Genomic DNA, 21,310 nt, shown 5'->3' on the forward strand with positions numbered 1-21,310 from the left:
TTCAGGCTCTTTCGTTTCTCGGTGACAGCTTATTTAGTATATCAGGTTCGGAACCATTTGTCAAGAACTTTTTTCAACTTTTTTCGTTTTCAAAGTCTTGCTCAGTTCCTCGCCGCCGCTCTCTCAGAAGCAGCTTATTTAGTATATCGCACACCCCTCCTTTTGTCAACACTTTTTATCATAATTTTTCCGCTATTTTTCGCTTCCTCAAATTGGTTTTGATTACATGAACTTTCCATGGTATAATAGCCGCTGAAACGGCTATTATACCGTTCATTTTAACAACATTATACCACCAGCGGCGCTTAATGGGATAATCGGATCTTTCTTTTCTCTGCCGCTGTGTTATAATGGCCGCTGAAACGGCTATCATACCGTTCATTTTAATAACATTATACCACCAGCGGCAATTCAGAGAAGCGCTTACTCTTTTTGTTTATCTGCCGCTGTGGTATAATAACCATGTTTTCACGAAATATACACCGAAGGGAGAACTTCTTTTGAAACGACTGCTTTTGTCCCTTGCGGCGCTGGTGGTATTCCCCGCATCGGCCCTTGCCGTATCCGCTTCTCCTGCCGCGGCGGGCGGCCAAAGCTTTTCTGTCAGCACATCGCTTAGCGATACAAACGGTGTTCGCGCCGATCCTACTATATATAATATAGAAGGCAGCACCTATTTTAAGCTGCGCGACCTTGGCCGCCTGCTCGATTTCGGCGTAACCTATGATTCCGCTGCGAAAGCGGTGCGCATCGAATCGGACAAGGCCTACGTGCCCGTTTCCGGGGAGAGCGGCGCGATCAAGAACACCGCCACGTCAAGTGCGGCGGCCGTATCCTCCAAGCAGACCATCTATGTGGATGGCAAACGGGTCTCGCCCACCGTATACAATATAAAGGGAAACAACTATATGGGCCTGCGCGAGCTTGCCGCGTTGGTCGACTTCGGCGTGGCTTATAATTACGATACGCGCGTGATCACCGCTTACGCCGCCTACCCCTATGCCGAAGAATCTAACTGGACGGCCGCGATGAACGATCTTGCTGTAAATCTCGGCGCGCTGCCCGCTTCCTCGTACCAAGCGACCGCTTCTCGCTATGCGCCGATCGTGACCGGTGAGAACGACGCGGACTGGCGCGTGCTGATCAGCACGCTGCGCGCGGTAAAGGATGCGCCGCCGTTTGCCGCCGGGAGCGCTTTGAGCCGCGCCAACCTATACTGGGCCAACCAGCTGACCGCGGCGATCACCAACACCTCCTTTGTTTCCCCCTCTTTATATAAAGATGCGCTGCCCGACCTTGCGGACCCCGACCTGTTTGACAACCCGGACAACTCCGCCCTGCGGAAGGACTTCGCCGCGCTGTCCGCCGCTTATCTTGGCGCGTCGCCAAAGCAAGCCGCGAGCGCCGGTGTTTCGGGCAGCATTGCTAAAGACGCGAGAGAGCGATTATCCCTCTCCACCTCTTACGCGACCGGCAAGCGCGGTACCGCGGAAGATCTGGCAAACACCAAAAAGCATTTTGGGAACGATATGACGGCCCTCTCCTCGCTGACGGACGACAACGCGCGCGTGCAAAAAATCGCGGCCCTAATTAAGGATAACTTTCGCTCGGGCGGCTCCGCCCCATGGACGACCGCATGGCGGACCGGCGACGGCATGGACAGCTTTTCTTTTGCAGCGGCGGCGGACTATATGTTTTATGAAGCCGGCATCCCTGCATTCATCGCACGCAGCTACAGCAGCGCGTGGAATGTGGTATATGTAAACGGCAAGTGGTCGGTTTTTGAAGCTTCCGTCGGTGCGTCGCTCCGATCGCTGGAGGACAAGCTGCTTCAGGACACGCACCCCGCCTCCACCCTGCTGCTGACGCAGGCCATGCGGCCAGGTTCATCCTATAACGGGCTAAAAACCTACACGATCGACCATTACTTTACTTATACCCCGATCACCGACACCGCCAAGGCGACCGCCGCGCAGATGCGCGCGTACCTGCTTTCGGTTAACCCGAACGCGCCGCAGTCCGTTCTCGATATGATTCCGCATTACCTGACCGAAGGCGCGGCGGAGGGCATCCGCGGCGACATAGCGTTCGCGCAATCCTGCTTGGAGACCGGCAACTTCACCTTTACAGGCAGCGCGGTCACGCTTGCGCAAAACAATTTCTGCGGACTGGGCGTGGTCACGAACGGCGTGGAGGGCGCGGTGTTTGAAACGCCGCAGCTCGGCATCCGCGCGCAGATCCAGCACCTGAAGGCGTACGCGAACCGCGCAGCGCTGAAAAACGAATGTATTGATCCGCGCTTCACCCTTGTCACGCGCGGCTGCGCGGAGACCGTGCAGCACCTAGGCATTCAGGAAAACCCGAAGGGCTACGGCTGGGCCTCCGGCGCGGATTACGGCACAAAAATTCTGAATATTTTGGATCATATTTTGACCTATCCCGGGGCATAATGGTTTGCGAGGTGAACGATCATGAACCATTACCACAATTTAACGGAAATGCTCGCATTGAACACTGCGGCGCACGCCTATTTCGACGACCTGCCCGATTATGTGCGCGAAATGATCACTTCGCGCGGCAACAACCTGCATTCCTGCGAGGAATTGCAGGGCTACGCGGAAAAGCTGCTGCGCGGCGACGATTGAGCGCATGGCAAGGCCCCCTTCTTTTGCAAGACGGCAAAAGAAGGGGGCCTTGACTGTTAAAAAATATTTTTGACAGTCTTCGATCGAAACAAAGCCCCATTTCGATCGAGAATTCCGGCTTCTGCGCGCGCCTTACAGGCACACTTGAAGTCGGTTTGTATCAAAACCGAGATACATGCTCCCGGTTTTGATGGTTTTTGCCCCAAGTGGCAAAAACCTATTTCATGCACGCTGCGGCGTGTGGACTTTTTTGGCCCCCCTTCTTTTGCAAGACGGCAAAAGAAGGGGGGCCTTGTGTATGTTCAGCACTCGTTTAAATCGCGCTGCAAAGCGTCGGCCAGACGGCCGATATGCAGCCCATCCACAAAGGAATGGTGCGCCTGCACGGAAAACGGCAAAAGCAGCTTGCCGTCCCGCTCGAAAAACTTGCCCCAATCGAAAAGGGGCGTGGCGTTATCCTTTTTGCCCGCGTTCGTGTGCGAGATATGGGTGTACGATACCCACGGGAAGGGCGAAAACTGGAATACATCGTTGCCCAGCGGGCCGGTGAAGTACGCCTGCTGCTCGCGCGCGGTTTTGAGCGCAAGGGGCACATACGCTTCCATGGAATCCTGCATCGGCACGGTGACAACTTTAAACAGCTCGGTCTCCTCGTTTAAATAGGTAAACGCGGTGTCGATCCGGTCAAACAGCACGACCTTACCATCGACAAAGCGGTAGCGAAATTCTTCGATCTTGTTTGCGCACGCGGCAACCGCATAAATCAGCGCCATACTAAAGGAATAGCCCTTTGCCTTCACCATCCGCCGGAACCTTGTGACGTCCAGTTCAAACGTGACGCAGAACGCCGGTTCCACACTGTTCCGAAATACCGCGCAGTGCATCGCCCGTTTCCAGTTTGCTTCGTCGATCACCTTGTACTTGCCAGCCATTGCCGCCGCCTCCCATCCTTATTATATATAGTGTAGCACAGCCGGTTTGTCTGCACAACCGAGAAAGCTGATATCCATATTTCGGGCGTCCCGCGGGATGCAGAGCGTGGGCAGCCCGGTAAACCGCTCGATCTGCCGCCGGTTGTCCTGATGCATCGGGTCGTGTTCGTCGAACTGGTTCAGCGCGATGGCGCGGACCGTTAAACCGCGCCGCGCCGCATACGAAGCGGCCAGCACGGCGGCATTGATCGCGCCGAGGCCGGAGGGCGCTACAAGCAGCAGTTCAAAACCAAGCATCGCGGCCACATCGGTCAAAAGCAGCGTTTCGCCGTCCGTCCGCAGCGGGCAGAAGATACCGCCGCAGCCTTCGGCCACGATAAAGTCAAACCGGCTTTGCACGGCGCGAAAGCGCCGGTCGATCTCCGCCCGCTTGATCGGCCGGCCCGCGCGCAGCGCCGCAAGATGCGGCGAAACCGCGGGCTCGTAGCAATAGGCCACATAATCCATGGGGTCGCCCGGCAGACCCGCCCGGGCGCAAACATAGGCGGCGTCGCCGGGAATCAGCGCGTCGCCCCGCCGCTCCGCCCCGCTGAGTGCGGGCTTAAAATACCCCGCGTTCACGCCGCCCGCGCGCAGCGAAGAGACCAGCAGGGCCGAAACATAGGTTTTTCCGATATCGGTGCCCGTGCCCGCGATAAAAATGCCGTTTGTCACGCCCGCGCCACCTCGAATCCCAGCGACCGCAGCAGCGCAAGGTCGCGCGCCACGGTAATGCCCGAGGTTGTCAGCATATCGCCGGTAATCGCCGCGTTCGCGCCCGACCGGAAGATGCGCGCGCCCTTGTCCTCGAATTTGCCGCGCCCCGCCGCCATGCGGATCGCCGCTTGCGGCAGCACAAAGCGAAAGACCGCCGCCGTGCGGCAGACCTCGTCCTCCGTCAGCGCGGGCAGCTGCTCGAACGGCGTGCCGGGAATCGGCGTAAGCACATTGACCGGCACCGAGCGCACGCCGAGCGCGCGCAGATCGAGCGCAAGATCGATACGGTCCGCCGCCGTTTCGCCCATACCGATGATCAGCCCGCTGCACACCGTCAGCCCGGCGCGCATCGCGTTTTGGATCACCGCGATCTTATCGTCATAGGTATGGGTAGTGCATACCTGCGGAAAAAACCGCCGCGAGGCTTCCAAATTACAATGGTACCGGGCAACGCCCGCCTGCCGCAGCCGGACAAGCTGCTCATAAGACAGCAGCCCGTGCGAGCCGCATACCGAAACGCCGCACGCTTCGCGGATCGCGCGGACCGCCGCGCACACTGCTTCGGTCTCCGCTTCGGACAGCGTGCGCCCCGCGGTGACGATGGAAAACCGCTGCACGCCCTGTTCATGATCCGCTTTGGCGCGGGCCGCAAGCTCGTCCGCCGCAAGCAACGGATACGCGCCGGTCTCCGCCGGATAGCGGGCCGACTGCGCGCAAAACCGGCAGTCCTCCGAGCAGCGACCGCATTTGCCATTTACGATCGAGCACAGATCGAACGCGTTGCCGCAGCGGGCGTCGCGTATCTCGTCCGCCGCGCGGCAAAGGGCGGTGAGGTCGTCCGATTCAAACAGCCACAGCGCCTCGTCCCGGCTCACGCCGTCGCCTTTCAGCGCTTTTTGCTTGGCTTCTTCTAAGCGGTTCACAGCAATTCCTCCTTTTTCAGCGCCGCGCGCAGCCGCCCGGCCAGCCCCGAACCCACGATGCACAGCAGGATATCGCCGGGCAGGTCGAGCGGAAAAGCCGAAAGGAAGATCACGGCGAGCGGCGTTTTCTGCCCCAAATGAAAGTTCAGGATCATGTACTTATAGGCAAAGCCAATCAGATATGTTACCGCCAGCCCGGCAAAGGCCGCGGGCAGAAAATCGCGGAACCGCGCGGCCTGCATTTTCTCGCACAAAAAGCCCGTCAGCGCGGCGGCGGCAATGAACCCCAGCAAATACCCGAAGCTGGGCCGGAAAATATACTGCGGCCCGCCGCCCGCCGCGAACACCGGAATGCCGCAAAGGCCGACGGCCACATACACCCCGGCCGCGATCGCGGCGCGCTTGCCGCCCATCAGCATACCCGCGAGGATAACGAACAGAAATTGCAGCGTGAAATAATCCATAAACGGCACGGGCACCTGTAAAAAGGCTCCCGCCGCGATCAACGCGGCAAAGAGCGCGCACAGCACCATATGCCGGGTGGAAACAGCGGTTTTCATTGTTTTCTCATTCCTCCTATACCGGACGCGGTGCGGCATGCCGCCCGCTTTTCCCACATTATAGCATGGTTCCTCTCCATTGTAAACCAATTTATGCATTTAGGTTTACAATCTGGTTTCCCTTGGTATTCCATCTCTTTCAGCCAAGCGTTTCTTGCTTTTACGCGCACCAGCAGTTACAATTATAGTAGCAAAGGCAAGAACAGGGGGAGCCTACATGAAGCCATACCACATCCTATTGGTAGAGGATGACAAAACGATTCTGAACCACAACCGCCGCCGTCTTGAAAAAGAGGGGTACCGTGTCGCGATTGCGATGAACATAGCGGAAGCGCGCCAGCGCCTGCGCGAGCATACGCCCGATCTGATCGTGCTGGATATCCTGCTGCCGGACGGCTCCGGCCTTGACCTATGCCGCGATCTGCACGGGTTGGGTTCTGTTTCCGTGCTGTTTCTCACCTGCTTGGCGGATAGCGATCAGGTCATACAGGGCCTGCGGGCGGGCGGGGACGATTATATCGTAAAGCCTTACCGCATGGAGGAGCTGCTTGCCCGCATCGAAGCGCAGCTTCGCCGCACGGCGCTGCTCCGGCAGTCCGCCGCCGAGGCGGGCGGCCCGCTGCGGCTGGACGAGATAAACCACCGCGCCTACTGGAAGGACCACGACCTGCTGCTCAGCCCCAAGGAATTTCAGCTGCTCGCCCTGCTGATGCGCACCCGCAACCGCTACGCCACCGCGGACGAGCTTTACACCGCGGTATGGGGCCTTGCCGTGTGCGAGGACCCGCGCACCGTGACTTCGCACATCTATTCGCTGCGCAAAAAGCTGGAAAGCACCGCTGGCCAGCACCACGCCACCATTGAAAACATACGAATGCGCGGTTACCGCCTGATCTTGCGAGGGGAGGAGCCCCATGGTTAAACGCTGTTTGGCGCTTTTTTTCGTCCTATTGTCGCTGCTGCCCGCGCCGGTGCGCGCCGCGGACGAACTGCCCGCCGAAAAACAGTGCGCGACCGCCGAAGCCCTGACCGAGCTGCTCGCGCGGGACGAGGGCGGCACGATCACCGTCACGGCCGACATCACGCTCGCCGATTCGGCTTCGTTAAAGATCGACCTTCAAAATCCCGTCACGGTGGATTTGGGTGAGCATAGCTTGATTCTTCCCGAAAACGCGGCGCTTTCGCTTTCCGGCCCGGTATCAATTACCGGCTCGGGCGCGCCGCGGCCCCTTATGCAGATCGCGGGCACGCTGACCACGGATGGCGTGACCGTTTATTCCATTGGCGAGGACACCGTGGCGGTCGCGCTTTCCGGCCCCGCGCTTTCCATACGGAATATGGAAATACGCGCGGAGGGGCGCGGCGCCTGCGCGCTGTCCCTCTCCGGGAGCAATCAGGCGGACCTGACCCTTTGCCGCGTGTCCGCTTCGGGCGAGGGCGCGGCAGCCTTGCGCGCCGACGTTCCGGTGCGCCTGATCTTCAGCGAGATACGCAGCGACGGCCTGATTGCGGACGCGCCCGCGCTGACGCTGGACTGCTCCACGGCCGATCCCCTGCCGCCGGACGCGGCGGTGATTGAGCGCCGTGCTGTGCCGGGCGACCGGCTCACGGAAAACGGGCTTTATCTGAATGCCGGCGCATCGCAGCAGGAGCTTGACGCGCTGCTCGCGAACGCCCTGAACAACAGCGCCAGATACGCCCTGTGCGACGTGGAGGACCGCCTTTCCTCCCTCATGTTCTCCGTCCCCGCCCAATGGGAGGGCGCGCCGGACGAGCTTTCCCGCCCGGGCGTCTACCGCTTGACCGGCAAGCCGCTTGCGCGAACCGTGGGCGGCGTCGAACTGCCGGAGCGTACCGTGCCGCTTTACCTCGTCGATCCGCAAAAGCCCTACATCCGCGATATCGAGGACGCGGGCGAGGGCGTTTACATCCGTTTTTACCGCGAGATTACCGGCGCGGACCAGCTCACGCTCTACTACTCCGCGGACGAGGGACGCAGTTGGGAAAACGCCGCCGGGCTGCCCGGCGCGGCGATCACCCCGACCGGGGCGACGCTGGAAGCCCTGCCCCTGCAAAACCACGACTATCTGTTCTGCCTGAACGTCTCCGGCGGACCGATGGCGGGCCAGTCCAACCGGATACGCTATTTACATTATGATGATTACCGCTGGAACGGCGGCGGCGATTGGGACGGCGGCGACCGCACCGAGCAGGGCGACCTGCCGCCGGCGGATATCATTCCCCCGCCGGTGGAAGCGCCATCCTCCGGGGGGAGCGGCCACAGCCAGCATAGCGACCCGAAACCGGATTCCGCGCCGCCCTCCCCCGAAACGGAGATTGCGGAGAACATGCCGCCCGTTACCGGAGCGGCCGCCCCGGCCTCCCCCCTGCCGGACACGGCGCAAGAGCCCGCCCCGGCCCCCGCCGCCGGGGCCGCGCCGTTTGTAAAAGCGCCCGCGCCGGTGATCTTTCCGCCCAAAGCGGTGCTGGCCGCCCCCGCGCCCCTGCCCGAACCCAACCTGCGGGAAGCGCCCGCCCTGCCCCTGCCCGAACCGCAGCCCGGGCAAGACGACCCGGTGCAGCCGCCCGCGCCCGACCTGCCCGAGCAGCCGCCGCAAGACGAAGCGGCGAGCGCCCCGCCCGCCCCGGCGCAGCCTGCGCGCGCGCCCGTTCTGGCGGCGCACGCGCTCGGCCTTTGCGCGCTGCTTGCCGCCGCCGTGTGCGCCCGCCTTGTCCGACGGAAAGGGGGACGGCGCGCATGAAAAAGACCAAAGCGCTGCCGCTTGTGCTGGCGGCGTCCGTCCTTTTCAGTTGCCTTGTTTATTACCTGTGTTACCGGCTGGACAACCGCTACACCCAGCCGCGCCCCTACGCGGCGGACGGCGTGACCGAGCTTGATATGAGCTGGTACGACAGCCACCCCCTTTTCTATCTGGCGGACGGCTGGACCTTTTATCAGGGCGCGCTGCTTACCCCGGACGAGGCCGCCGCCCGCGCGCCGGACGCGTCCCTTTATCTGGGCCAATACGGCGGCTTCGATCTGGGCGACCCGGCGGCCGATCCGCACGGCGCGGCCACCTATCGCGCGGTCATCCGGCTGGACGGAAGGCCCCGGCAATTTGCCTTGGAGCTGACCGAAATCCATTCCCGCTGGCGGCTGTGGGTGAATGGGGAGCTGATGCAGAGCGTGCGCATGGGCGACCAAAACGCCCCCGCGCCGGATAGCCGCATGGTCGCCTTCACCGCGGCGGATCAGATCGAAATCGTGGTACAGGTCGCGGATGAGACCGGCTTTTACTCCGGCATGGTCACGCCGCCCGCGCTCGGCAGCCCGGAAGCCGTGGGCCGTGTTTCCTCGGCCCGGCTGGCGCTGCACAGCCTGTTTTGCGGCGCGGCGCTGCTGCAGGCGCTGCTGTGCCTGCTGCTTGGCGCGTCGCGCGGCGCGCGCCCGCCCTATCTGGCGCTCACCCTTTTGTGCGTGTGCTTTGCCGGTTCCTCGGCTTGGCCGCTCGCGCAGGCGCTCGGCCTGCAAGGCGCCGCGTTTTCGCTGCTGCGGCGGCTGTGCTATTACGGCGTGTTCCCCGCGCTGCTCTGGGTGCAGGGCGGTTTGTGCCGTCCCCCCAAAAGGGCGCTTTATCCCGCGCTCGCGGCGGGCGGGCTGCTCTGCTTGGGCGTATTATTGCAGCCGCTGTTTCCGGTGCAAAGCGTCGCGCCGCTGTTTTGGTGGAGCCGCGTGCTCGGCGTGTGGAAATGGCTGGCCGCGGTCTGGCTGCTCGCTACCGCCGTTTACGCGCTGCGGCGCGGCGCGCGCGGTTCCGCCGCCCTGCTCGCGGGCGGGTGCGTGTTTGCCGCCGCCCTTGTGATGGACCGGCTGCTGCCCCTGCACGAACCGATTCTGCTCGGCTGGTTCGTCGAGATCGCGGGCGGACTGCTCATTTTGCTGTATACCGCCTTGATCTGGGGCGATACCATACAGGTTTACCGGGAAGAAGCCGCGCTGCGCGCGCAAAAGCAGCTTGCGGAAACGCAGCTTGCCGCCCGCGCCGCGCACGCGCGCTTGCAGCGGGGCTATGTGGAGCGGGCGCGACGCGATCTGCACGAGACCCGCTCCCGCCTGACGCTTATCCGCCATTATCTGGACGAAGGCGCGCTGGACGAGCTGCGCGCCTATCTGGATTCGCTGACCCCCGCCAGCGGGCCGAGCGCCGGAACCTACACCGGCAACAGCCTGATGGACGCCATCCTCTCCATCGAACTGGAACAGGCGCGGGCGCACGATACCTACGCCGGGCTGGAGCTTTGCCCCCTGCCCGAGACCCTGCCCATCAGGGACGACGACCTGACCTCGCTTTTAATCAACCTGCTGGACAACGCGGTGGAGGCCGCCGCCCGCCTGCCCGATCCGAGCGACCGCTGGCTCTCCCTCTCTTGTGACACGGAGGGCGGCGCGCTCGTTCTGCGCTGTGTCAACGCCGCGCCGCCGCCCGACGCGGGGCGCACCAGCAAAGCCGATTTGACCGCGCACGGCTTCGGCCTTTCCATCCTGCGCGAGACCGCCGAAAAATACGGCGGCACGTTTACTTGGGAGCGCGACGCGGAAGGCTTTCTGGCGGTCCTTTCCCTACCCCTCCCCCCGGGGGCTATGTCCCCTCGAAAATGAAATTTTCTTCATTTTCGCGCCGTGGGCCAAAAACTGTGTTATACTGTGTGCGAGCAAGAAAACACCGGCTTCCCGCTATACGCGGGCGGCCGGTGCTTTCGTTTTTCAAGGGGGCTTTTCCCCTGCCGATTTTAAAGGAGGGTACCTTATTATGACACACCGATCCCATCTGTTCAAACGCTGGGCGGCGGCGCTGCTTTCCGCCTGCCTGCTGCTGACACTGCTGCCCACGGCCGCGCTGGCGGAGGATACCCCGCTTGTGGTGCACCACGGAGATACCATACAAAACGACACGGGCGAGTCCATGGAGGTGGTCTGCGGAACGGACAACCTGCCCTACACCATCCCGGCGGGCGGCAAATTCGTCTACGTCGAGCTGGGAAGCGGGCTGCAAACCTACGAAGTTGCGGACGATGTGACATGCGTCCTCGCCACCTCGCGGGGCGAGGAGGTCAAAGGCAGGGTGACGTTCCATGGAAATGAACCTGTTGATCTGACCGCTTACAACCTAAGGCAGCGCGGAGATGAGAATAGCGGTAATGGTAATTTTATTGCCGGTCTCGATCTGCCGCCGCGCAGCAGTTTGACTATTCAGGGCGATTGCGCGTTCTACGGCCCCACTTCCACTGACCCTAGGTTTTGGTCTGTAGGCCTTATGGGAACGTTTCTCACCCTGACTGTTGAGCCGAACGCCTCTCTGACCGCCATTGGTGGTCACAGTTCCTACGCCCACTTTGGCATGTTTATCAACGGTTCTCTTTCACTTGTCAATAACGGCAGAATCGAGTGCTATGGCTGCGATCCCGCTGCCGGCGCGGTTTGGGAAAACAATTGCGGGATCAATATACACCCTGAGGAGGGCAAGCCTGCAAGCCTAATCGTTTCCGGCTCTGGCACACTGACGTGTCTGGGTGGTCGGGGCATAGCTATGGATGTCTTTCAACGCACGCCCGGTACGGTATCGCTGGAAGGCGGCAGCGTGACCGCAATCGGCCGTGCGAATGGCATCTCAACCAACAGCGGCGCCGTCACGGTCGCCGCAGGCGTGAACGCGCGGGTCATCGGCGGTGTGGACGGCACGGTAGAGGGCGACACGAGCGGCCTGACCGTGATCGACCAAGCGCTGGACAAGATCATTAGCGCGGAGGACGCGCTCGACCTTACCGGCGAAACAGCGGAAAAAATCTTTCTGGTCGAAATGCCGGAATACGACGGATCGCCTTCCTATCCCGGCACGGTCCATTGGACGCCCGCCGCGGACGGCGCGCACGCGAAGCTATCGGTCACCGCCTTTGCGCCGGACGATTGGAATCAGGGCCTATATCTCGCGGGCGGCGTATCTCTGCCGGAAAACACGGCTGTCGATATCGAGCTGTCCGCGAATAGCGCCTTGGAAAACAGCGAAGGCGACGCGGTCCACGCGCCGGGCGGCGCGCTGACCTTCCATACCGATTATCTGGAAACCGACCCCGATAATTCTCTCCGGCCTTCGATCCGGGGACTGACCGCCGCGTCCGCCACGTTCACCGGCGGCGATTTTTCCACTTACGGCAAGCTGGATGCGCCCGTGACCGTCACCGGCGACGCGGGCAATGTGGCAATGCAGGGCGGAGAAACACCGGAAGGGACGGTTTCACCCGTACCGAAGGGGCTTACCATTATCCCCTCCTCGAATACGCACGCCGAGCTGTACACGCTGGACCGTGACACGGAAGCGCGCGCCTTTTCCTATAGGCACCTTGCCGGCAGCCCGTCCAACAGCACGATCACCTACGCGGGCAGCGAATCCTATTTGTTCGCCGCCATCGTCCCCGGCGCGGCGGAGGAAGAGCACCACGGCTCCTCTTCGGGCGGCGGCACGCCCACCTACGCGGTCGTCTACCACGCGAACTATGCGAACGGCCCGGCGGATGTGCGCGACAGCGGCCACCGTTCGGGCGCGTCGGTAACGCTCAAGGCGGCCGATCTGTTTCAAGCGCCGGAAGGCAAGACCTTCGCGGGCTGGGCCGAAAGCGCGAGCGGCGCGGTAAAGTACAAGGCGGGCGAAAGCATCAAAATGCCCGCGAAAACGCTCGACCTGTACGCGGTGTGGAACGCGAAGGGAACGGCCCCCGGGCTAAACCGAGAGGACCATATCGCCTATCTGAGCGGCTACCCGGACGGCTCGGTCCGGCCCGAAGCGAACATCACCCGCGAGGAGGTAGCGGCCATTTTCTACCGCCTGTTGGATGACGCGACGCGCGACGCATACCATACCACGTCCAGCCCGTTCCCGGACGTTGCAAGCAGCCGGTGGAGCGCCGAAGCGATCGCCACCCTCGCAAACGCGGGCATTTTGAAGGGCGAAAAGGACGGTAAATTCTACCCCGAGCGCCCGATTACCCGCGCCGAGTTCGCCGCCATCGCCGCCCGGTTCGATCCCTCCGACTACGACGGCGCGGACCAATTCCCCGACATTGCGAACCATTGGGCTAAAAATGAGATAAACCACGCATATATGCGTGGTTGGGTCAGGGGTACCCCTGACGGCCGATTTGAGCCCGACCGGTACATCACCCGCGCCGAAGCGGTCACCCTCGTCAACCGCGTGCTGAACCGCGCGCCCGAAGCGGCAAGCGACCTGCTGCCCGGCATGAAAACCTTTACGGACAACACGGACGCCGCGCGCTGGTACTACCTCGATATTCAGGAAGCCGCGAACGCCCACGATTACGACCGCAAGGCCGACGGCGTTCACGAAAAGTGGACGGCCCTGCGCTAACCCAAACCCGGATCAACAGGGGGCTGCGATGAAACGCGTTTCGTCGCAGCCCCCTTCTTGCAGAAAAAACGCCCCGGCGCGTTGTATCAAAACGCGCCGGGACGATGATTGGTTTGCAATGGAATCACGCTTCTTTTATCTTTTTCAAGCAGCGCTTGCAAAGGTACTTTCCTTTATAATGCGTCACCTTGTCCGCGTTTCCGCAAAAGATGCAGCCCGGCTGGTACTTCTTTAAAATGACCCGGTTATCATCCACGAAGATCTCAAGCGCGTCCTTGATCTCGATCCCCATGGTTCGGCGCAGCTCAATCGGCAGGACAACGCGGCCCAGCTCGTCCAGCTTTCTTGTCATTCCGGTTGCTTTCATAATCCTGTATCCCTTCTCCCAGCTAACTTTTACACTGCTTACACTATATTACAGATTATACCATGCACAATCTTCCAAATCAATAGCTTTTTATCATTTCTTCGACAAAAAAATCAAGCACATCGCCGTATCACGAGCAACGGGACGCCGCAAATGGCGCGGCGTCCCGTTAATTTTTTATTCGTCAATCGTGCTTTTTCGTCTTTGCCGCTTTGCTCCATGCCAAGAATTCGGCATAGTATTTGCGCGAAATCGCCAAAATCGACCCATCATCCAGATGCACGCCGTCCAGCGAGACCGAGGCGACATGCGCCATATTCACAAAGGTGGATTTGCTGATTTGGAAAAACAGGCGCCGGTCGAGCAACGGGGCCAGCGCGGCCCGCGCTGAAATGCGCATGGTGCGGCTGACCAGCGTTTCCCCCGTCGTCAGCGTTGCGTATAGGTGGTGATCCGCCGAGCGAAAATAGCGGATCTGCGGCAAGCGGAGCAGGTGTGTTTTCAGCCGCGTGCGGAATGGGAACGCATTGATACGACCGGCCACATCCCGCGCCGCCGCTCCGCAAATAGCGGCGGAAAGCTCCTGCTCGGTCGCGCAGTGTATCAAGTTGATATCCGCGCCTTCAAAGGCGTGTACCGCCTGACTGGCCAGCTCCTGTACCCGTCGTGAATCAAGCGGCGCCCCCTCGTACAGAACAACCTCCATGTCTTTATTCCTCTCTTTTACCGCCAATTTTCGCGGTATTTCTCCGTTTGATTTAATTGTACCGTAAAATAGCCCTTTTTTCGCATCATCTTCTGTGAAAGCTCGACATTTTCTGTGATATTGCGTTACTTTTCGCCATTTTCCGGTGTTTTATCATTTTTTTCGTAAAATTTTCCGACCCGAAAAGCAGCACTTTGCCCACAAAAGGCCTTGTTTACACATATCCAGTTTTACTTTTTTGCCAGTTCAGTGTACACTATATGCGAGAGGATTTGGCGCTTTTTTTACAGGCTGCCATATCATGAAAAGACAGGAGACCAAACCATGCTACATATCGCCATATGTGAAGACACCTTGGCGGATGCCGAACGGACCCGTGGCCTGCTGACGCGCTACGGACAAGCGCGCCCCCATCTTCAGGTGCAATTTCAGCATTTCCAGACCGGCCGCGTGCTGCTCGACGCGTTGCAGCGCGGCGCGCATTTCGACCTTTACCTGCTGGACATGCTGCTGCCCGATACGGATGGTATCGATCTGGCCCGCGCGCTGGCGCGCACCGGCAAAAACCACACTGTTATTTACCTGACGGTATCGCGCGAATACGCGGTGGAAGCGTTCAGCGTGCGCGCGGCGAACTATCTGATCAAGCCTGTCGACCAAAACACGATGTTTGCCGCGCTGGACGAGGTAGTCGCCCATCTAGGCGCGCAGATCGACACCTGCGCCACGGTGCGCGCTCTGATGGGCGATATGCGCGTGGCGCTGAGCGACATCGTTTTTGTCGAAGTGACCGGTCACGTGTTCCACTACCATATGCAAAGCGGGGAGACGATCCAAAGCAAGGTGCTGCGTATCCCCTTCAACGAAGTGCTGGCCGAGCTGATCGCGGACAAGCGGTTTTTGCGGCCGCACCAATCTTATTTGGTCAACGCCGCACATGTGCTGCATTTTTCGCCGCACGAACTGGTTTTGGACGATGGATCGCAGGTCCCCATCTCCCGTTTGCGGATGGGCGAAGTGCGCCGCGCCTACATGGACTTCTTAAATTCAGGGCGGGGTGCTGATGGAATCCTTTGATTTCTATGCCTTTCTTGCGCTTGCCACCATGCTGCCGCTGGCCATCCCCTTTGTCGTCATGCTGGTGGATGAATGGATCCTATCCGCGCGGCTGATCCGCTGGGCCGCCGTTATCGTGGCCATCGCGGCGCTCGCCGCGGCGGGTGCGATCTACCACCTGTTCGGCTGCGACCGCTACGGGCGGGATCTGGTCGGCTCGGTGCCGATTCTGATCGCGTGCGGGCTGTTTTATCTGTTTACCAAGTGCCGGGACGGACGCTTTCTTTTTACCACGGTCACGGTCGCGCTGCTCATCACCGTTTTGAACGCGGTTATCAGCATATTCGTACCGCTCGGCACGCCCGCGTGGCTGGTCGTCAAGATCGTGGTCACCCTTATTTTGCTGCCCATTTTTTATTTTATGTGCCGAAAGCCATACCTGCGGATGCTGCATTCCGCCGCGGCCGGGTGGATGTGGCTCACGCTGATCCCGCTTTCGCTGCTTTTCGCGATCAATTCATGTTATTTGATGCCGCTTTTTCTGCACCGTGAAACGGTGGATGTGTGGACCGCCGTCGCCCTGTGCGCGATCACGCCGCTTATTTATGTCACCATTCACCATTTCCTTCAGTCCATGCAGGAACAGTACCGCGCGCAGCAGAACGAAGCCGTGCTGGTCGCGCAGATCCACGCGTTGGAGCAGCAGACCGAACGCATCCTTTCCGCCGAGCGGATGAACCGCATCTTCCGGCATGATCTGCGGCACTTTCTCCAATTACTGAAAAGCAGCGCGCTCGCGGGCGACGCCGCCGAGCTGCTCAAGGTGGTGAGCACGATGGACAAGGACCTGACCCAGCTTGCCGGGATCGGCCAGCTGCACCGCTATACCGGCAGCGTGCTGATCGACACCGTGCTTTCGCTTACCGCCGCGCAGGCGGCTGATCTGGGCGTGGACTTCACCGTGAGCCTGACGGTACCGGAGGATTTGCCCGTCGATATGACCGAGTTTGCCGTGGTTCTTTCCAACGCGCTTGAAAACGCGCTCAACGCCTGTTCCTGCCTGCCGCCGGAAACGCCGCGCTGTATCCGCGTGGTGGACGGCGGGTGCATTGGCCCGTTCTTCCTCGCCATCGAAAACACGATCAGCGCGCCCGTCGCCATCGACCTTACCACCGGACTGCCCACGACCGACCGGCCGGACCATGGCTACGGCGCGAAATCCATCGCCGCTTTCGCGGAAAAATACCACGCCGTTTTAGATTACCAGCAGACCAAAAGCACCTTTGCGCTGCGCCTGCTCTTCCCCAAATAAAAAAGTACCGCGAACGAAACGCACGCGTTTCGTTCGCGGTACCTTTTTATCAAGTCGCTGCCCTTGTTTTCCCAGCCCTTCATTTGCAGTGGATCATCAGCGGCACTTCGTCCCACGGCACCGGGTAGCCCGCGCCTTTCTTGCAGAAAACGGAGTGCGCGGGGTTTTCCGTATCGCGCGCGGGATCATAGCCTACCGCGCCCACCGCTTGATCCTGCTCGCGCACCGGTTCGTACCCGTCAAACCTGAGACGCAGGCGGCCCGTGCCGCCGGTATCGGCGGCCAGCTCGCGCGCATACCCGGCGAGCGGCGCGGCGGGCCCCCGACCCGAAGCGCCAAACCGGCCCGCCCCCGCGTCCATGGGCGTAAAATCGCAGCCCATGCGCTGCAAAGCAGCCAGCACGCGCCCCGCGCTATCCGCGCCGCAGCGCACCGTAAAGGCGTAATACGGTTCCAACAGCCGGCTTTCCGCCTGCATCAGCCCCTGTCGCACGGCGCGCCGCGTCGCTTCGCGGAAATCGCCGCCTTCGGTATGTTTCTCGTGCGCGCGGCCGATCAATAGCGTGATACGCACATCGGTCAAGGGCGCACCGGTCAGCACGCCGCGCAGCGGCTTTTCAAATACATGCGTGCGCACCGCGTGCTGGAACTGCGCGGGCAGCACGTCGGTCGGGCACGCGCTGTCAAACGTGACGCCGCCGCCCCGTTCGCCCGGCGCAAGGCGCAAATGCACCTCGGCATAATGGCGCAGCGGTTCATAGTGGCCGTAGCCGGTCACGGTGTTGAGAATCGTTTCGCGGTAAAGGGGTCTGCCTTCGCTGAACGCCGCCTCTATGCCGAAGCGGGTGCGCAGCACCTCGCCCAGCACTTCAAGCTGGATCTCGCCCATGGCCTGTACCTCGAACCTGCCCGTATCCGCCCGCCAGTTCGCCGCGAGGAGCGGGTCCTCGTCGGTCAGCGTGTCCAGCGCGCGGCGCACTTCGTCGCGGTCTGCCGCGGTTTCCACCTGCGCGGTCAGCACCGGCTGTACGGTCCCCGTGGTGGGCAGCGGCATGGTCAGACCCATGGCGGCGCAGACCGCGCCGTCCTCCACCTCCGGAACGGTAACGAACTTTTCGCCAGTGTACACCCGCAGCTCGCTTATCTTTTCGCCGTTCCATACCTCCTTGGCGCGCAGGGGACCGCCCGTGACGCGCACAAACGTCAGCCGCGCCCCAAAGCCCGCCTCGTGCCGGATGCGGAACAGCGTGACCGTGCGCGTATGCGCCGGCCGCCGCTCCACCAAATACGAAAGCGCGGCAAGCAGCTCGTCCACGCCCTCACCCCGGAGCGCCGCGCCGCAAAGCACGGGACAATACCGCGCTTCGCGGAAAAGCCGCGTGGCGGCAGGCCGCACCGCAAAGCCGCCCTGCTCCAAGTAGGCTTCAAGCAGCGCGTCATCAAGGCCCGCGAGATATTCCGCCGCGTGCTCGCTTTCCTCATACAGGCAGGCGGGCGCGCGCAGCTCCGTTTGCAGCGCGCCGATCACGCGGGCCGTGTCCGCGCCTTCTCGGTCGGTCTTGTTGATGAAAAACAGCGTGGGCACGCCCTTTTCGCGCAGCAGCTCCCATAGGGCCTCGGTCTGCGCCTGCACGCCCTCGACCGCGCTGACCACGACGATGGCCGCGTCCATCGCCGCGATCGCGCGCTCGGTCTCGGCCGAGAAATCCGCGTGACCCGGCGTATCGAGCAGCGTGAACGCCTGCCCGTCCAGCGTAAAGGGGGCCAGCCCCAGAAAGACCGTGATGCCGCGCCGCCGCTCTATCTCGTCCGCGTCAAGCAGCGCCGTGCCCTCGTCGACGCGCCCCGGCGTGCGCCGCACGCCCGCGCGGTATAATATCTGCTCGGACAAGGTGGTCTTGCCCGCGTCCACATGCGCCAAAATACCGATCGTTTTCACAGGCGGCACCTCAAAGCAAAGTATGAAAAAGTCATATCGATCACCTCTACAGAACAGTATAGCACAGGTGGCCGCGCGCCGTCTAACACCGCGTTCCACGACCGGCAAAAACTGTTGCAAAATAGAAGAGTACCCAAATGTCATTCTGAACGAAGTGAAGAATCTCGCGCAAACGCGCGTTCCCAGTGTAAATTCCGCGCGTTCGCGCGAGATTCTTCGTCGCTTCGCTCCTCAGAATGACAAAATTAGTAGCATTCTTCGCTTTGCAACAGTTTTCTATTCATTTGTGATAACTTATTTCACAGCCCTCTTAAATTATTTCTTTTCACCGTGGCAGGCGCACTGATGAGAGCAGCCGGCGCAGCCGCCGGGGCACTCGCCGTTCTTGACCTGACGGCGCACCTTGCGGAACGCGAAGAACACCGCCGCCAGCAGCAAGGCTGATACAATAATCGTAGGGATCATAAGGGGTCGCTTCCTTTCTATTTCTTAGCCCGCTTCCACGCTCATCCGCTTCAGGCCGCGCGTCGTATCCGAACGGGCCGGGCGGCGGAACAGCAGGTAAAGATAGGCAAGCAGTATGATGATCGCCGCGACCGTGCCCGCGCCAAAGGAGAGTGCGCCGGTCAAAAGGCCGCCAAACTGATAGATCATCAGCGAAATGGTATAGGCGAACACGGTCATGTAGCCGATCGCGAACCACGTCCACTTGGCCGAGTTCATTTCGCGCTTGATCGCGCCCATCGCCGCGAAGCACGGCGCGCAAAGCAGGTTGAACACCATGAACGAATAAGCGGATACGGCGGTGAACCCGGCGGCCAGCGTGCCCCAGATTTCGGCGCCGTCCTCGCTCAGCTCGCCCGCGAAGTCGTAGAGCTGTCCGAAGGTCGCCACGACGTTTTCCTTCGCCACCAAACCGGTGACCGTGGCCACGGTCGCTTTCCAGTCGCCCCAGCCGAGCGGTGCGAACAGCGGCGCGAGCAGGCTGCCGACGGCGGCGAGCACCGAATGGTTCATATCCTCCACCATGCCGAACGAGCCGCCTTCAAAGCCAAAGCTCTGGCCGAACCAGATGACGATCGTCGAAAGTAAAATGACCGTGCCCGCCTTACGGATGAACGAGGAGCCGCGCTCCCACATCGAGCGGAGCACATTGCCCGCTGCGGGCACATGGTAGGCGGGCAGCTCCATAACGAACGGCGCGGGATCGCCCGCGAACATGCGCGTTTTCTTGAGCAGAATGCCCGAAACAATGATTGCAAGTATGCCGATCACGTAAGCCGAGAACGCCACCCAGCCCGCGTTGCCAAAAATCGCGCCCGCGAACAGGGCGATGATCGGCAGCTTGGCCGAGCAGGGCACAAAGCAGGTGGTCATGATCGTCATGCGGCGGTCGCGCTCCTGTTCGATGGTGCGCGAGGCCATGACGGCGGGCACGCCGCAGCCCGAACCGATCAGCATCGGAATAAAGGACTTGCCCGAAAGGCCGAATTTGCGGAAAATACGGTCCATGATAAAGGCCACGCGCGCCATGTAACCGCAATCCTCCAATACCGCGAGGAAGAAGAACAGCACCAGCATCTGCGGCACAAACCCAATCACCGCGCCAAGGCCGGACAGAATGCCATCCACCAGCAGGCCGGTCAGCCAAGGCATCAGCCCCATGCCTTCAAATAAGGACTGCGCGCCCGGAATGATCCAAGTGCCGAACAGGGTGTCGTTCGTCCAGTCGGTCAGCAGCGTGCCGACCGTGGTCACAGATACATAATACACCACCAGCATGACAAGTGCAAATATCGGCAGCGCCAAAATGCGGTTCGTGACGATCCGGTCGATCTTGTCCGAAGCGGACTGCGCCGCTTTTTTCTTGACCACGCAGGCCCGCACCACCTCCGCGATATACTGGTAGCGCGCGTCCGTGATGATGGATTCCGCGTCGTCGTCAAGCGCGTCCTCGGTAGAGGAAACGATGCGCTCGATTTGATCCATGGTTTCGCCCGCCAGACTAAGACGCTCCCGCACCTTCTCATCCCGTTCAAACAGCTTGACCGCGTACCAGCGCAGCTGGGCCGCGTCCACCGCGCCCACGATCAGCGCTTCGATATCGGCCACGGCTTTTTCCACAGCCTCTGGATAAGCAAACGGCGCGGGCGCCTGTCCGCTCTGGGCCGCGCGCCGCGCGGCCTGCACCAGCTCCTGCACGCCCTCGCTCTTGACCGCCGCGGTTTCCACCACCGGCACGCCGAGCGTTTTGGAAAGCTTTTTCGTATCGATCTTATCGCCGCGCTTGCGCACAAGGTCCATCATATTGAGCGCCAGCACGACCGGCACGCCCATTTCGATCAGCTGCGTGGTCAAATACAGGTTGCGTTCGATATTGGAAGCGTCGACCAAGTCCATCACCGCATCCGGCTTTTCCTCGATCAGATAATCGCGGGTGACGACCTCCTCCAGCGTGTAGGGCGACAGCGAATAAACGCCCGGCAGGTCGGTGATCGAAATCTCGCGATCCGCCTTCCAGCGTCCCTCCTTCTTTTCCACCGTTACACCGGGCCAGTTGCCCACATACTGGGTGGCGCCGGTGAGTTCGTTGAACATTGTGGTTTTGCCGCAGTTCGGGTTGCCGGCAAGCGCCAAACGAACCTGCATAGATGATTCCCCTTTCTTGGGTTAGGTGTCGCTAACCCCTATGT

At 61.0% G+C, this 21,310-nt stretch carries 17 protein-coding genes; 8 read left to right on the top strand and 9 right to left on the bottom strand.

All coding sequences use genetic code 11. From position 1 onward, the window contains the following. Positions 1-500 precede the first annotated feature (500 nt). Together NE562_RS17910 and NE562_RS11885 are read left to right on the top strand one after the other, a co-directional pair. On the top strand, positions 501-2,450 hold the full coding sequence (locus NE562_RS17910; protein ID WP_419196007.1) for a glucosaminidase domain-containing protein: 1,950 nt from the start codon (positions 501-503) through the stop codon (positions 2,448-2,450). Positions 2,451-2,471: 21 nt separating this feature from the next. After that, positions 2,472-2,645: a hypothetical protein gene (locus NE562_RS11885; protein WP_280962640.1), complete on the top strand. Its 174-nt coding sequence runs from the start codon at positions 2,472-2,474 to the stop codon at positions 2,643-2,645. Positions 2,646-2,947: 302 nt separating this feature from the next. On the opposite strand, the gene NE562_RS11890 is transcribed toward NE562_RS11885, so the two are convergent. From NE562_RS11890 to NE562_RS11905, 4 genes are read right to left on the bottom strand one after another with little or no spacing between them, the layout of a single operon-like run. Next, a complete protein-coding gene (locus tag NE562_RS11890; RefSeq protein ID WP_280962641.1) occupies positions 2,948-3,577 on the bottom strand; it encodes a CatA-like O-acetyltransferase in 630 nt (209 codons plus the stop codon). 21 nt (positions 3,578-3,598) lie between these two features. Further along, positions 3,599-4,291, bottom strand: a complete 693-nt coding sequence (bioD, locus tag NE562_RS11895; protein ID WP_280962642.1) for a dethiobiotin synthase — start codon at positions 4,289-4,291, stop codon at positions 3,599-3,601. Beyond that, a complete protein-coding gene (gene bioB / locus NE562_RS11900; protein WP_280962643.1) occupies positions 4,288-5,256 on the bottom strand; it encodes a biotin synthase BioB in 969 nt (322 codons plus the stop codon). Before bioB ends, bioD begins: the two co-directional genes overlap by 4 nt. After that, the gene (locus tag NE562_RS11905; RefSeq protein WP_280962644.1) at positions 5,253-5,816 is read right to left on the bottom strand and encodes a biotin transporter BioY; all 564 of its coding nucleotides are present in this window, start codon (positions 5,814-5,816) and stop codon (positions 5,253-5,255) included. Before NE562_RS11905 ends, bioB begins: the two co-directional genes overlap by 4 nt. A gap of 217 nt (positions 5,817-6,033) precedes the next feature. Here NE562_RS11905 and NE562_RS11910 point away from each other — a divergent pair, with 217 nt between their 5' ends. From NE562_RS11910 to NE562_RS11925, 4 genes are all read left to right on the top strand, one after another. After that, the gene (locus NE562_RS11910; protein ID WP_280962645.1) at positions 6,034-6,738 is read left to right on the top strand and encodes a response regulator transcription factor; all 705 of its coding nucleotides are present in this window, start codon (positions 6,034-6,036) and stop codon (positions 6,736-6,738) included. After that, positions 6,731-8,578, top strand: a complete 1,848-nt coding sequence (locus NE562_RS11915) for a hypothetical protein (protein ID WP_280962646.1) — start codon at positions 6,731-6,733, stop codon at positions 8,576-8,578. Before NE562_RS11910 ends, NE562_RS11915 begins: the two co-directional genes overlap by 8 nt. After that, complete coding sequence (locus tag NE562_RS11920) at positions 8,575-10,476, top strand: sensor histidine kinase (protein ID WP_280962647.1); 1,902 nt, start codon at positions 8,575-8,577, stop codon at positions 10,474-10,476. The genes NE562_RS11915 and NE562_RS11920 overlap by 4 nt, the downstream gene beginning before the upstream one ends. A 151-nt stretch (positions 10,477-10,627) precedes the next feature. After that, on the top strand, positions 10,628-13,237 hold the full coding sequence (locus NE562_RS11925; RefSeq protein WP_280962648.1) for an S-layer homology domain-containing protein: 2,610 nt from the start codon (positions 10,628-10,630) through the stop codon (positions 13,235-13,237). 124 nt (positions 13,238-13,361) lie between these two features. Here the strand turns inward: NE562_RS11925 and NE562_RS11930 are convergent, their stop codons facing one another. Together NE562_RS11930 and NE562_RS11935 are read right to left on the bottom strand one after the other, a co-directional pair. After that, entirely contained in the window at positions 13,362-13,604 is a 243-nt protein-coding gene (locus NE562_RS11930; protein WP_280962649.1) for an AbrB/MazE/SpoVT family DNA-binding domain-containing protein, read from the bottom strand. A 184-nt stretch (positions 13,605-13,788) separates the two neighbouring features. Beyond that, on the bottom strand, positions 13,789-14,310 hold the full coding sequence (locus NE562_RS11935; protein ID WP_280962650.1) for a LytR/AlgR family response regulator transcription factor: 522 nt from the start codon (positions 14,308-14,310) through the stop codon (positions 13,789-13,791). A 324-nt stretch (positions 14,311-14,634) separates the two neighbouring features. On the opposite strand from NE562_RS11935, the gene NE562_RS11940 reads away from it, so the two are divergent. Then, positions 14,635-15,387, top strand: coding sequence for a LytR/AlgR family response regulator transcription factor (locus NE562_RS11940; protein WP_280962651.1), 753 nt, complete (start codon positions 14,635-14,637; stop codon positions 15,385-15,387). Further along, on the top strand, positions 15,374-16,678 hold the full coding sequence (locus NE562_RS11945; protein WP_280962652.1) for a GHKL domain-containing protein: 1,305 nt from the start codon (positions 15,374-15,376) through the stop codon (positions 16,676-16,678). Before NE562_RS11940 ends, NE562_RS11945 begins: the two co-directional genes overlap by 14 nt. Before the next feature lie 79 nt (positions 16,679-16,757). On the opposite strand, the gene NE562_RS11950 is transcribed toward NE562_RS11945, so the two are convergent. From NE562_RS11950 to feoB, 3 genes are all read right to left on the bottom strand, one after another. Then, the gene (locus NE562_RS11950; protein WP_280962653.1) at positions 16,758-18,617 is read right to left on the bottom strand and encodes a TetM/TetW/TetO/TetS family tetracycline resistance ribosomal protection protein; all 1,860 of its coding nucleotides are present in this window, start codon (positions 18,615-18,617) and stop codon (positions 16,758-16,760) included. 315 nt (positions 18,618-18,932) lie between these two features. Continuing rightward, a complete protein-coding gene (locus tag NE562_RS11955; RefSeq protein WP_280962654.1) occupies positions 18,933-19,082 on the bottom strand; it encodes a FeoB-associated Cys-rich membrane protein in 150 nt (49 codons plus the stop codon). Positions 19,083-19,106: 24 nt separating this feature from the next. Then, positions 19,107-21,266: a ferrous iron transport protein B gene (gene feoB, locus NE562_RS11960; RefSeq protein ID WP_280962655.1), complete on the bottom strand. Its 2,160-nt coding sequence runs from the start codon at positions 21,264-21,266 to the stop codon at positions 19,107-19,109. Positions 21,267-21,310 lie beyond the last annotated feature (44 nt).

Origin of the sequence: Butyricicoccus faecihominis, assembly GCF_024462775.1 — a bacterium.
Taxonomy (GTDB): Bacteria; Bacillota; Clostridia; order Oscillospirales; family Butyricicoccaceae; genus Agathobaculum; species Agathobaculum faecihominis_A.

Excerpts from the sequence above, each read along its gene's own strand:
- NE562_RS11885 (WP_280962640.1), top strand. The coding sequence starts at position 2,472 with ATGAACCATTACCACAATTTAACGGAAATGCTCGCATTGAACACTGCG.
- NE562_RS11890 (WP_280962641.1), bottom strand. The coding sequence starts at position 3,577 with ATGGCTGGCAAGTACAAGGTGATCGACGAAGCAAACTGGAAACGGGCG.
- NE562_RS11905 (WP_280962644.1), bottom strand. The coding sequence starts at position 5,816 with ATGAAAACCGCTGTTTCCACCCGGCATATGGTGCTGTGCGCGCTCTTT.
- NE562_RS11910 (WP_280962645.1), top strand. The coding sequence starts at position 6,034 with ATGAAGCCATACCACATCCTATTGGTAGAGGATGACAAAACGATTCTG.
- NE562_RS11915 (WP_280962646.1), top strand. The coding sequence starts at position 6,731 with ATGGTTAAACGCTGTTTGGCGCTTTTTTTCGTCCTATTGTCGCTGCTG.
- NE562_RS11920 (WP_280962647.1), top strand. The coding sequence starts at position 8,575 with ATGAAAAAGACCAAAGCGCTGCCGCTTGTGCTGGCGGCGTCCGTCCTT.
- NE562_RS11925 (WP_280962648.1), top strand. The coding sequence starts at position 10,628 with ATGACACACCGATCCCATCTGTTCAAACGCTGGGCGGCGGCGCTGCTT.
- NE562_RS11930 (WP_280962649.1), bottom strand. The coding sequence starts at position 13,604 with ATGAAAGCAACCGGAATGACAAGAAAGCTGGACGAGCTGGGCCGCGTT.
- NE562_RS11935 (WP_280962650.1), bottom strand. The coding sequence starts at position 14,310 with ATGGAGGTTGTTCTGTACGAGGGGGCGCCGCTTGATTCACGACGGGTA.
- NE562_RS11940 (WP_280962651.1), top strand. The coding sequence starts at position 14,635 with ATGCTACATATCGCCATATGTGAAGACACCTTGGCGGATGCCGAACGG.
- NE562_RS11945 (WP_280962652.1), top strand. The coding sequence starts at position 15,374 with ATGGAATCCTTTGATTTCTATGCCTTTCTTGCGCTTGCCACCATGCTG.
- NE562_RS11955 (WP_280962654.1), bottom strand. The coding sequence starts at position 19,082 with ATGATCCCTACGATTATTGTATCAGCCTTGCTGCTGGCGGCGGTGTTC.
- feoB (WP_280962655.1), bottom strand. The coding sequence starts at position 21,266 with ATGCAGGTTCGTTTGGCGCTTGCCGGCAACCCGAACTGCGGCAAAACC.